The sequence below is a fragment of the Lacihabitans lacunae genome (assembly GCF_042649125.1).
GTDB lineage: Bacteria > Bacteroidota > Bacteroidia > Cytophagales > Spirosomataceae > Leadbetterella > Leadbetterella lacunae.
In genome coordinates this window covers 3,539,306-3,551,860 of sequence record NZ_JBHRYQ010000001.1, presented here as the reverse complement: position 1 = coordinate 3,551,860, position 12,555 = coordinate 3,539,306, and the positions used below count along the sequence as shown (strand labels likewise).

11 protein-coding genes are annotated in these 12,555 nt (G+C 36.6%); 7 read left to right on the top strand and 4 right to left on the bottom strand.

The features are described 5' to 3' along the window. Position 1 precedes the first annotated feature (1 nt). The 5 genes from ACFOOI_RS15325 (at position 2) to ACFOOI_RS15305 (ending at position 4,681) form a co-directional block, all read left to right on the top strand. Entirely contained in the window at positions 2 to 583 is a 582-nt protein-coding gene (locus tag ACFOOI_RS15325; RefSeq protein WP_379838892.1) for an LOG family protein, read from the top strand. A gap of 148 nt (positions 584 to 731) precedes the next feature. Further along, positions 732 to 2,045: an adenosylhomocysteinase gene (gene ahcY, locus ACFOOI_RS15320; protein WP_379838891.1), complete on the top strand. Its 1,314-nt coding sequence runs from the start codon at positions 732 to 734 to the stop codon at positions 2,043 to 2,045. Between the two features lie 66 nt (positions 2,046 to 2,111). Then, complete coding sequence (locus ACFOOI_RS15315) at positions 2,112 to 2,672, top strand: GNAT family N-acetyltransferase (RefSeq protein WP_379838889.1); 561 nt, start codon at positions 2,112 to 2,114, stop codon at positions 2,670 to 2,672. 78 nt (positions 2,673 to 2,750) lie between these two features. Next, positions 2,751 to 3,917, top strand: coding sequence for a 1-deoxy-D-xylulose-5-phosphate reductoisomerase (locus ACFOOI_RS15310; RefSeq protein ID WP_379838888.1), 1,167 nt, complete (start codon positions 2,751 to 2,753; stop codon positions 3,915 to 3,917). Positions 3,918 to 3,949: 32 nt separating this feature from the next. Further along, a complete protein-coding gene (locus ACFOOI_RS15305; protein ID WP_379838887.1) occupies positions 3,950 to 4,681 on the top strand; it encodes an RluA family pseudouridine synthase in 732 nt (243 codons plus the stop codon). Here the strand turns inward: ACFOOI_RS15305 and ACFOOI_RS15300 are convergent. Together ACFOOI_RS15300 and nagB are read right to left on the bottom strand one after the other, a co-directional pair. After that, the gene (locus ACFOOI_RS15300; protein WP_379838886.1) at positions 4,678 to 4,833 is read right to left on the bottom strand and encodes a hypothetical protein; all 156 of its coding nucleotides are present in this window, start codon (positions 4,831 to 4,833) and stop codon (positions 4,678 to 4,680) included. The genes ACFOOI_RS15305 and ACFOOI_RS15300 overlap by 4 nt on opposite strands. 136 nt (positions 4,834 to 4,969) lie before the next feature. Further along, positions 4,970 to 6,889: a glucosamine-6-phosphate deaminase gene (gene nagB, locus ACFOOI_RS15295; protein ID WP_379838885.1), complete on the bottom strand. Its 1,920-nt coding sequence runs from the start codon at positions 6,887 to 6,889 to the stop codon at positions 4,970 to 4,972. 230 nt (positions 6,890 to 7,119) lie between these two features. Between nagB and ACFOOI_RS15290 the strand changes: the two genes are divergently transcribed. Together ACFOOI_RS15290 and ACFOOI_RS15285 are read left to right on the top strand one after the other, a co-directional pair. Then, positions 7,120 to 9,501 carry a TonB-dependent receptor gene (locus ACFOOI_RS15290; RefSeq protein WP_379838884.1) on the top strand — a complete coding sequence of 794 codons (2,382 nt, stop codon included), beginning with the start codon at positions 7,120 to 7,122 and terminating at the stop codon, positions 9,499 to 9,501. Between the two features lie 6 nt (positions 9,502 to 9,507). Next, positions 9,508 to 10,404 carry a DUF4249 domain-containing protein gene (locus ACFOOI_RS15285; RefSeq protein ID WP_379838883.1) on the top strand — a complete coding sequence of 299 codons (897 nt, stop codon included), beginning with the start codon at positions 9,508 to 9,510 and terminating at the stop codon, positions 10,402 to 10,404. Here the strand turns inward: ACFOOI_RS15285 and accD are convergent, their stop codons facing one another. Beyond that, positions 10,405 to 11,256, bottom strand: a complete 852-nt coding sequence (accD, locus tag ACFOOI_RS15280) for an acetyl-CoA carboxylase, carboxyltransferase subunit beta (RefSeq protein ID WP_379838882.1) — start codon at positions 11,254 to 11,256, stop codon at positions 10,405 to 10,407. It lies immediately after the preceding gene. Between the two features lie 103 nt (positions 11,257 to 11,359). Continuing rightward, positions 11,360 to 12,463, bottom strand: a complete 1,104-nt coding sequence (locus ACFOOI_RS15275) for a M48 family metalloprotease (RefSeq protein WP_379838881.1) — start codon at positions 12,461 to 12,463, stop codon at positions 11,360 to 11,362. Between the last annotated feature and the right edge of the window lie 92 nt (positions 12,464 to 12,555).

Genomic DNA, 12,555 nt, shown 5'->3' with positions numbered 1-12,555 from the left:
AATGAAATCAGTACTCGTGTATTGTGGAGCAAATCCAGGAAACAAAGACATTTATAAAGAAACAGCAGTTTTACTTGGACTTGAGCTTGTAAAAAGAAAAGCCCGCTTAATATACGGAGGTGGCAGCTTGGGTTTAATGGGAGTTGTTTCTACTACCGTTATGGAAAACGGCGGAGAGGTAACAGGCATAATCCCGAACTTTTTGGACAAGATGGAAGTCGGAAACCCAAACCTTACTGAAGTAGTTAAGGTAGATACCATGCACCAACGCAAAGCCCTTATGGAAGAAAAGTGTGAGGGTATTATCACACTGCCTGGTGGATATGGAAGCATGGATGAAATTTTTGAGATACTTTCTTGGGCACAGTTGGGCTTACATGCTAAACCAGTTGGAATCCTGAATATTAATGGATTTTATGATTATCTGATTCTCCAACTTGACAAAATGGTAGAAGAAGGTTTCCTAAGACCCGAAAATAGGTCGTTATTATTGGTTGACTCTACGATAGATGGCCTATTTAGCAAAATGGAGGCATTCAAACCCAAATACCATGAAAAGTGGTTAGATAAAGACAAAATATAAGGTCAGAATGATAAATTCTCTAAAAATTGATTAATTAATAGTCAATTAATCTAAATTTATTTTATTTTTTAGATATTTTGCATTATTTTTGTGCTAATATTAGATAATAGCAACAAATACAAAAGTATTTATAGATAAAATCTCTTTTATGAAAAACGAAAAAACATACCTTCCTTACAAAGTAAAGGATATCGCTTTGGCCGATTGGGGTCGCAAAGAAATCCAATTAGCAGAAGCTGAAATGCCAGGCTTGATGGAAATCAGAAAAGAATATGGTCCATCTAAACCATTAAAAGGTGCTAGAATAGCAGGTTGTCTTCACATGACTATCCAAACTGCTGTTTTAATCGAAACTTTGGTAGAACTTGGAGCAGAAGTTACTTGGTCTTCATGTAATATATTCTCTACACAAGATCACGCAGCAGCAGCTATCGCAGCAGCTGGAATTCAGGTTTATGCTTGGAAAGGCATGACGGCTGAAGAGTTTGACTGGTGTATTGAGCAAACTTTATTCTTCGGAGAAGAGCAACAACCACTTAACCTTATATTAGATGATGGTGGTGATTTGACAAACATGGTTTTTGATGTATATCCTGACTTAGTTGCGGGTATCAAAGGACTATCTGAAGAAACTACTACAGGTGTTCATAGACTTTACGAAAGGATGAAAAATGGCACCTTATTATTGCCCGCTATCAATGTAAATGACTCTGTAACAAAATCTAAGTTTGATAACAAATATGGCTGTAAAGAGTCATTAGTTGATGCTATCAGAAGAGCGACCGACCTTATGCTTGCTGGTAAAGTAGCAGTGGTAGCAGGTTACGGTGACGTAGGTAAAGGTTCTGCTGAATCTCTAAAAGGAGCAGGCTGTAGAGTATTGGTTACCGAAATAGATCCAATATGTGCACTTCAAGCTGCTATGGATGGATATGAAGTTGTAACTATGGAAGAGGCAGTACCAAGAGCTCAGATTTTTGTAACTGCCACTGGTAACTACAATATCATCAGAAGCGAGCATTTCTTAAAAATGAGAGATAAGGCTATTGTTTGTAATATTGGCCACTTCGATAACGAAATTGACATGGCTTGGTTAAACAAAAACTACGGTGCGTCTAAAAACATTATCAAGCCACAAGTTGACATGTATACGGTAGAAGGCAAAGATATCATTATACTTGCTGAAGGACGATTGGTTAACTTAGGTTGTGCAATGGGGCACCCTTCATTCGTGATGTCTTGTTCGTTCTCAAACCAAACATTGGCTCAGTTAGAACTTTGGAACAACACTGCTGCTTATGAGAAGCAAGTATATGTACTTCCTAAAAAATTAGATGAAAAAGTAGCCGCTTTCCACTTAGCACACGTGGGAGCTAAATTAGATATTTTATCTAAAGAACAAGCAGATTACATCGGAGTAGACCAAGCAGGTCCATTTAAATCTGAAATGTATAGATATTAATTGATTTGTTTTTGTTTTAAAGATAGCCATCCTTACTTTCGTAAGGGTGGTTTTTTTATTATAGATATGATAACACTAGAAAGAGCAAAAACGGATAAGCAAATTCAACAAATCTTAGATTTACAAAAACTGAATTTGAAAAAAAACTTGAGTCAAGAAGAAATTGAAACTCAGGGATTTGTTACGGCCGAACATACATTTGATCAGCTAAAACATATAAATGATTTTGAAAATGCAATCATTGCTGTAGAAAACGACAAAGTTGTAGGCTACGCCATAGCAATGGTAAAAGAAGCTGGGGCAGGAATGCCTATTTTTGATGGTTTATTTGAAACCGTGGATAGTTTATTTTATAATGAAAAACCCATTCCTTCTTATGCATACATTTTCGTAGGTCAACTCTGTGTTGCAAAAGAGTACAGAGGTATAGGCTTGGTATCAAAACTTTATGATTTTTTTAAAGAAGAACTAAAAGACAGATACGATTTTTCTATTACAGATATCAACGAAAACAATCCTCGTTCGCTAAAAGCTCATTCAAAAAGTGGCTATGAAGCTATTCACACATTTTATGACAAATACACTTCTTCTAACTGGGTTATAGTATTGCAAGACTTTAAAAAATAAGGATTCGCCCATTTTTAAGGAGTTTCACCAAATAAGGACTAATTTTGTACCATGTTAGTGGTAGACAATTTAGAATAAATGAAAAAAAACATAGCCATACTTGGATCTACCGGATCTATAGGCACCCAAGCATTAGAAGTTATCTCAAGCAATCCCGACCTTTTTGAGGTAGAGATACTTACGGCTCAAAGCAATGCCGACCTTTTGATAGCTCAAGCTGTAAAATATAAACCAAACACCGTTGTTATAGGCGACGAGAGCTTGTATGACAAAGTTAATCTTGCCCTTGACCCATTAGACATAAAAGTATATTGTGGACCTAAGGCATTGGCCTCTGTAGTAGAAAACGAAAACATACACATTGTGTTAACTGCACTTGTTGGATATGCGGGCTTAATACCTACAGTAAATGCCATTAAAGCTGGAAAACATATTGCATTGGCTAACAAAGAAACCCTTGTGGTAGCAGGCGAGATAATCACCAAGCTGGCCATTGAAAACAAAGTAGACATATTACCTGTAGACTCTGAGCATTCGGCTATTTTTCAATGCCTTGTTGGAGAATATGTAAACCCAATAGAAAAAATAATACTTACTGCTTCTGGAGGTCCATTTAGAGGAAAAACAAAAGATTTTTTACAAACAGTAAAAAAAGAGCAAGCCCTAAAACACCCCAACTGGGATATGGGTGCCAAAATCACCATTGATTCGGCCACCCTAATGAATAAGGGACTTGAGGTTATTGAAGCAAAATGGCTGTTTGACGTAAAGCCCGAGCAAATAGACGTGGTGGTTCACCCACAGAGTATTGTACATTCGTTGGTACAATTTGAAGATGGTAGCATAAAAGCACAGCTAGGTCTACCCGACATGAAGCTACCGATTCAATATGCTTTGGGCTTCCCTAAAAGAATAAAATCTGACTTCCCGAGGTTTGACTTTATAAATTACCCAAACTTAACTTTTGAAAAACCTGATTTGGATACATTCAAAAACCTGTCGTTTGCATATGAAGCCCTAAGAAAAGGCGGCAACATGGCCTGTATTATTAATGCCGCAAACGAAATAGCGGTAGATGCTTTCTTAAAAGATAAAATCAGTTTCTTAGAAATATCTGATTTGATTGCACACTGCATGGTCAAATCATCATTTATAAAATCTCCTTCACTAGAAGACTATATAGCCTCGGATAGTGAAACACGTGCAGTTGCACTTCAAAAAATATCAACGGGCTTTTTGACCTAAAACTTAAAATTCTAAATTTGCGTTAACATCATATGAAACATATAAAGCCATTTCACGTCATTTATGAAGACAACCACCTTATTGTGGTAAACAAAGCCTCTGGAGTGCTCGTACACTCGGATATCACGAGAGACAAAACCTTGGAAGATTACGTAAAAGAATACATTAAAGAAAAATACGATAAACCAGGCGATGTATTCCTTGGCACTATCCATAGATTAGACAGGCCGGTTAGTGGTTTGGTAATTTTTGCAAAAACATCAAAAGCATTAACTAGAATGAATGAAATGTTTAGAAAACGTGACATTCAAAAAACATATTGGGCAATATGCCACCGCAAACCTGAAAAGAAAGCAGGTAGACTTACCAATTGGCTTATAAAAGATACTGATAGAAATTTTGTGACGGCGTATGACCATGAAGTGGAAGGCTCGCTAAAAGCGGAATTAAACTACAGATACTTAGGGAATATAAACAAATATCACTTGATTGAGGTGAATCCTATAACCGGAAGACCTCACCAAATTAGGGTGCAATTGGCAGCTATTGGTTGCCCAATAAAAGGAGATGTGAAGTATGGTTCGATAAGAGCAAACACAGATGCATCTATAAATCTTCATGCAAGAAGAGTTTATTTTCAACACCCAGTAAAGAAAGAACCGATTGTATGTAAGGCACCAGTTCCAGAGACCTCATTTTGGGAGGAATTCTTATCACTAGAGCCAGAGGATATTAAAGTAGAGAACTTAGGCTATTTTCATTAAACAATAGCCTCTTTGTCTTCTAAAATATCAGATGCTGCTTGGTTAAAAATCTTTTTGACACCTTCAAAAGCACCTGTAATGATACCTAATGGCAAAATCAATGGCATAAAGATAAGCCATTGAATAATCATAAAAACATTAATTTTCTTCATAATGGTTAATAGGATACGTTTTTAATTTTTTGCACTTGTAAGGATACAAGTGCAAAAAACGTACCACAGCATCATAAAATTAAATTTAATATTTATATAATACAATAAAATAGTAATAAATATTTTTAAAACTTATTTAGTGATGCCATCTGACGAAAGCCTCCATGGCTTCGTACTCTGCAAGACCTAATTTATTGTATAATTCAGCCGTCATATTGTTTCTTTCTTCAGCTCTTTGCCAAAACTCTCTTGCATCAGAACCTTGGAAAACTACCCCATCTTTCTGTGACTGGTGCTTAAATATTCCCAATCTCTTTTGAATCACTTGATCTGGACTCATTGGCACTGCCATTTCGATCTCGTGAATCTCCCACTCAGCCCAAGCACCTCTATATAACCAAACCCAACACTCTTTCATAAAGTCTTTGTCTCCTAGGCTTTTAACTGCTTCCATAATAGCATCTAAACAAACTTTGTGCGTTCCGTGTGGATCAGCAAGATCACCCGCAGCAAATATTTGATGCGGTTTAATTTCTTCAATTAAGTCTCTAATAACCTCCACATCTTTTGGACCTAAAGGTGCCTTCTGTATTTTACCAGTTTCATAGAAAGGCATATTTAGAAAATGTGCGTTCTGAATCGGAATCCCCACAAACCTACATGTGTTTTTGGCCTCACCTTTTCTAATTAGACCTTTTACATGTCTTACTTCTGGAGTGTCAAGCTCGCTATCTTTTTTAGTTTGTAAAAAACGCTTAGCGTTTTCAAAAATATCTTTTACTTCGGTATTAGAAATACCAAATTGCGTGTTAAAATCAACTACAAAGTCAATAAACCTTAAAGCTTCGTCGTCTGACACCGCAATATTACCAGAAGTTTGATACGCCACATGAACTTCGTGCCCTTGGTCAACTAATCTTTGGAATGTACCACCCATCGAGATAATGTCATCGTCTGGGTGAGGACTGAATATAATTACCCTTTTTCTATCTGGATTTGCTCGCTCCGGTCTTTTACTATCATCAGCGTTGGGTTTTCCACCTGGCCAACCCGTGATAGAGTGCTGCAGCTGATTAAAGACTTCTATGTTAATTTCATATGCTTGCCCGTAGCTAGCCAACAAATCGCTAAGGCCGTTGTCGTTATAGTCTTTGTTGGTAAGTTTCAATACCGGTTTTTTAAGCTCTAGTGCAAGTCCACAAACGGCCTTTTTGGTCATTTTGCTATCCCAAACTACATCTTCTACCAACCATGGAGACTTTATTCGTTTAAGGTCTGAAGCAGCTGCTTGATCTACAACAAAAAGTACGTTACTATGCGTTTGTAAATACGAAGACGGATTATGCTCTGAAACCGAACCTTCTACAGCGTCAGCTATCATCTGTGACTTTCGCTCACCCCATGCAAGTAAAACTACCCTTTTGGCTTGCATTATTTTAGAAACACCAAGAGTTATGGCTTTCTTAGGAACTTTTATGAGCTCACCACCAAAATCCATAGTGGCAGCTACGCGTGTAGAGTGATCTAGCATCATCAATCTGGTTCGCGAATTAATTAATGAGCCAGGCTCATTAAAACCAATGTGACCATTGCCCCCAATACCTAACAATTGAAAATCTAATCCTCCTAAACTATCTATTTTTGCTTCATAGCTTTTACAAAACTCCCCTATTTCGCTTTGTGGAATATCACCAAACGGAATAAAATAGTTCTCTTTAGGAATATCTACGTGGTCAAATAATTGCTCACGCATAAATCTCCAATAACTCTGTAGAGCATCTTGCTCCATTGGATAATACTCATCCAAGTTAAAAGAAATCACGTTTTTAAAACTAAGTCCTTCTTCTTTGTGCATTCTGATCAACTCAGAATATACTGTCTTGGGAGATGACCCAGTGGCCAAACCTAACACACACATCTTACCTTCACTGGCCTTTGATCTTATTAAGTCAGCAATCTCTTTTGCCACTGACTTAGAAGCATCTTTGGGATCTAAAAAAATCCTTGTTGGTATTTTTTCGTATGCAATTGGCTCTTTAAACAATATTTTTTCCATTTGGATATTTTTATTTTCAAAGCAAAAATACAAATCTAATTGAGAATGTATCAATACTTTTTAAATTATTTTAATAATTGGCAATTAAATTATTTTTAGAATAATTAGTGTAAAACAAACAGGTCATTACTTTTTGTGGATAGAGAAATGAAAATCAATCGGAAAGTAAACTATTTCAATGGCCTAGTCGTTTAAAAACGAAACACTACAATAAGAAATTACTATTATAGATGACATTAAAATACTTTTTTAAAAATGGTCTAGGAGCCATACTACTACTTCTAACTATATTCACCAAATCATATTCTCAAGAGAAAGTTACCTTAAGTGGATATGTAAAAGATGCCAGAAACGGCGAAGATATGATAGGCGTTTCGATATTTATAAATGATCTAAAAATTGGGGTTCAAACCAATGTTTATGGTTTTTATTCGATTACAGCACCCACAGGAAAATACAAAGTAAGCGTAAGCTACATTGGCTATAAAACACAAATTTTAAGTTTAGATTTTGACAAAAACAAAAATGTTGACATAGAACTTAAAGAAGACGAAAGGGTGCTAGATGAAATTGTAGTTTCTACCAAAAGAGAAGATGACAACGTAAAAACTACGGAAATGTCAGTAAACAAGGTAGAAATGAAAACCATAAAAAAAATGCCAGCTCTACTTGGTGAGGTTGACGTAATCCGAAGTATACAGTTTCTGCCCGGCGTTAGTTCAGTTGGTGAGGGCTCATCTGGTTTTAATGTAAGAGGTGGAGCTATTGATCAAAATTTAGTATTGCTAGATGAAGCACCCGTTTATAATGCTTCGCATCTATTTGGTTTCTTTTCAGTTTTTAATCCGGATATAGTTAAAGATGTAAAACTTATAAAAGGTGGAATTCCTGCTGCTTATGGTGGCCGAGTTTCTTCGATTTTAGATGTAAGAATGAAAGAGGGGAACTCTAAAAAAGCAGAGTTTAGTGGTGGTTTAGGTACTATTTTTTCACGTTTTGCTTACGAAAGGCCATTTGCTAAAGAGAAAGGTTCATTTGTGGTGGCATTGAGAAGATCATATATAGACATACTCGCAAAGCCCTTTTTAAATGCCGACTTAAAAGGTTCTCGTTTTTATTTTTATGATTTTACAGCAAAGGCCAATTATAAAATAAATGACAAAAATACGGTTTATCTTTCGGGGTATTTCGGAAGAGATGTGTTTGGAGCTGATTTTGGCTTTAACTGGGGTAACTCAACTTCCACATTCAGATGGAATCACGTATTTAACAACAAACTATTTTTAAATACCACCGTTTTTTATTCAAATTACGATTATTCACTTGACTCTGATTTGAAAAAAGAAAACAATCAAGACTCGTTTAGTTGGCAGTCAAACATTGTAAACTACAGCATCAAGCCAGACTTTAACTGGTATGCTAATAACAAGAATACGATTTCTTTCGGAGGGCAAATAATATATTACAGTTTTAATCCTGGACAAGCAACGGCAGTGTCAGGAGGTGAAAGCAGAAGCATTGGCTTACCTAACAAATATGCAGTAGAATCAGCCTTGTACATAGGCAACGAACAGAAAGTTTCTGAAAAAGTTACCCTAAATTACGGTTTAAGATATTCGAACTACAGTTATTTAGGAACAGGAAGTGCTACAATATTAAAGGAGACAGATGTTCAAACTGGCGAGAGAAAAGAAATAGTAAACACGGTTTCTTATGGCAAAGGTGAAACTATCCAAAACTATGGAAATTTTGAACCCCGATTTGCAATAAATATTGGTTTAAATAACACGAGCTCCATAAAAATAGGATATAACAGATTGGCACAATACATACATTTGTTGTCAAACACTGTGGCTTCGTCGCCGTTGGATGTTTGGACGCCAAGCTCAAATAATATTAAGCCACAGCTATCGGACCAAATCGCGGTAGGGTACTTCAAAAACCTGTCTGATAACATGTACGAAACCTCCGTGGAAGTATATTACAAAACTTTAGAAAACCAGATTGACTACATCAGAAACGCCGACTTGTTACTTAACCCCTCGGTTGAAGCCGATTTGTTATTTGGAAAAGGAAGGGCGTATGGAGCGGAGTTTTTTGCCAAAAAGAATAAAGGAAAATTAAATGGCTGGGTGAGTTACACTTTGGCAAGAACCGAAAGAAAAATAGACGGCCTAAACAATAACAATTGGTTTGCGAGCAGAATTGACAAACTTCATAACCTTTCGGTGGTTGGCATATTTGACCTTAACAAAAAATGGTCATTTGGAACTACATTCTCATATAGTTCGGGTACGCCTGCAAGTTTCCCTACAAATAAGTTTACATGGCAAGGAATTGCATTACCTCAAAACTACACAGACGAAAGAAACACATATAGAATTCCCGCATCTCATAGACTAGACATTTCTGCAACTAAGAAAAACAAGCATGCCTTATTTAAAAAAGGAGAAAGCGAATGGGTATTTTCGGTATATAACGTATACAACAGAAAAAATCCTTTCTCGGTATATGTAAGACAAAACGAAGACAACCCTGCAGTTACGGAAGCCGTAAAATATTCGGTGTTTGCTTCTATACTACCATCGGTAACCTATAACTTTAAATTCTAAGATTTTATGAAAAATATAATATTCGTACTTTTTATTTCTATGTTTTTTATTTCATGTGAACAGGTCATCGACCTAGAAGTAAAAGAGGGAAAAAGCCAGTTAGTAGTAGACGCATGGCTGACACAATCAATTGATCAACAAAAAATAACACTTACACTCTCACAGGGATATTTTGACAACTCTGGTACAAAGCCTGCCCTCGGAGCAACCGTAATAGTATATAACCAAGACAGTACCCAACATGAGTTTAAGGATTTAAAAGGTACTGGTGAGTATACTTATCAGCCCAAAACTAAGGAATATATAAAAATAGGACAACCAACGGCACTTTATATAAAATATGGTGGGGAAGAGTACTATTCATTATCTGTTTTGAAGCCTGTGCCAAAAATAGACTCAGTGACCTACGAAGTGTTTAGCTTTCCAATTACTCCACCAAATGGAGGACCCAAAGATGGATATTTGGCACAGTTTTACGCAAAAGACTTTGTGGGTGAAGGCGACACGTATATGGTTAGGTCATACAAAAATGACACGTTGAGGTTTCTGCCTGCGGATATCACCTTGGCTTACGACGCTGGGTTTTCTCCTGGGTCTAAATCAGATGGTTTGCTGTTTATTCTCCCTATTAGACAGGCAATAAACCAGCAACTATTTGTAGACAAAGATAAATTAAAAGTGGAGTTGTATTCAATACCGCAGGAAGCGTATTATTTCTTATTTCAATTAAAGCAGGAATCTTCGAATGGGGGTATATTTGCAACCCCACTTTCAAACATTCCTACTAATATTCAAAACCTTAATCCAAACTCTGAAACAAAAGCAATAGGTGCATTCTTTGTTTCTTCGAGAAGTGTATTTGAAACGGTTATTGATAAAAACAAAGCAAAGCCTAAAAAGTAATTAGGCAGGCTTCATCATAAGAGTTAAAAGGCTTGAAAGTTTATCTTTCAGGTCTTTTCTGTCTACAATAAAATCTAAAAATCCGTGCTCTAGTACAAACTCAGCAGTTTGGAATCCCTTAGGAAGGTCTTTGCCTATAGTTTCTTTAATAATCCTTGGTCCTGCAAAACCAATCAGTGAACCTGGCTCAGCAATGTTAAAGTCACCCAACATAGCGTATGAAGCCGTAACTCCGCCTGTAGTAGGGTCTGTCAATAACGATATATAAGGCAATCCGGCTTCGTCTAACTGAGCAAGTCTAGCTGAGGTTTTAGCCATTTGCATTAATGAAAACCCTGCTTCCATCATACGGGCACCACCTGACTTAGAAATCATAAGGAATGGTGTTTTGTTTTCGATTGCGTAAACTATACCCCTCGCAATTTTTTCTCCAACTACCGAACCCATAGAGCCTCCAATAAAACCAAAGTCCATACAAGAAATGGTTATTGGGTTTCCGTTCATATTACCTACAGCGGTTCTACAGGCATCTTTTAGGCCTGACTTTGCAACTGTTGATTTAATACGGTCGGGATATGCTTTGGTATCTACAAAGTGTAATGGGTCACCAGAAGTCATGTTAGCGTCTTTTTCTTCAAACTGACCTTCATCAAACAACAATTGGAAATAAACTTCTGATCCTACTTTTTCATGGTAGTTGCAGTGAATACATGTATAGGAGTTGTTTTTATGCTCCCTGGTGTGCATCACATTTTTACATTCTGGACACTGATACCATAGGCCATCAGGAGTTTCCCTTTTTAATTCAGTGGGAGTCGAAATGCCCTTTTCTGTTCTTCTAAACCATGACATAGTATAAAATATTTTTTAGCGGACAAATATAAGTCAAAAATATGCGGCTTAAAAAAATGAGGCACTTAAATTTTATAATGGATACTTTTCCAAAAGCATCAAATTAGCGTATTTCTATATCATCTTTAAAGAATTTTACACCTTCTACTCCGCCGTAATATTGGATTCTAGCCCTACCCTGCTTTTTGCCATTTTCATAGTTTACAGTGAGTTTATCTCCATTTCTAAAATAATAGTTGGAGTTTTGCCCATGCATTTTTCCTTTATAAAACTGCCCCACATATTTTTCTCCATATTTAAAATATAAGGTGCCTTTTCCATGATAATAACCATTAAGAAACTCCCCTTCATATTTTAGCTTTCCATCTTTTGAAAATTCCTTTCCAGAGCCGTTTCGCTTACCCAGTTTCCATAGCCCTTCGTATTTTTCATTACTTTTTGAATTAATGGCTACGCCATAGCCATCAAGGCAGTTGCCTGTAATGCATCCCGTCTTTTTTGACTCTATTGATTTTCGCTCAACTACTATCTCCTCAAAAACTAGGGCGTCTTTTGGTTGGTCAACAGGCCTTTCTACGGTTTTTTCTACAACAATAGGCTCATCCAGTTTACTTTTGTGAATATCTGGATATAGCTCTTTGGCGTTCATGTAACCCGTTTCTATTGCTTTTAACCTAAGCGAACGAGCCGGGTGCGTACTGGTAGTATAATCTGTGGTTAAGCTGTAAATCGCCAGTTGAGCTTCTTTAAGCGTTGCTCCCATTTGATACATCACAAAACCCGAAAACTCATCTGCTTCTAGCTCTTTTTCATGCTCGCTTCCTCCTGCCTTGATGGTGTGCCCTTGGAGATGATGCCCTATTTCGTGTGCCAAAATACTCAAAGCGGCCCAGTCGGTTTTGGCTACATTATCTATTTTTCTCATAAAAGATGGATCATACACAATCAAGCGTTCACCATTCCTGGTGGCCGCAAAACAATTGTCTGTATTTGGGCACTCCATCACATAAAAGTTCTGCTTTAAGCCCGACCTTCTTACAATATTCTCAATGGCTTTACTCACATCAGGTTTTGATGAAAAAGCCACCATATCACATATTTGCTGCTCATTTATTTTATTCCCATAATAGTTTTTACCTACTATCAGGCTGTTTTGAGCAAAAAGAATTTGGGAGAATGTCAGTAGAAGAGTAAGGTACTTAAACATATAAAAATAAGATCTTTTGGTTTTTAAACGAGCTAGTTTAATTATATAGTATCTCAAAGCTATTTATCTTCAAAGAATTATTTCTAATCAAA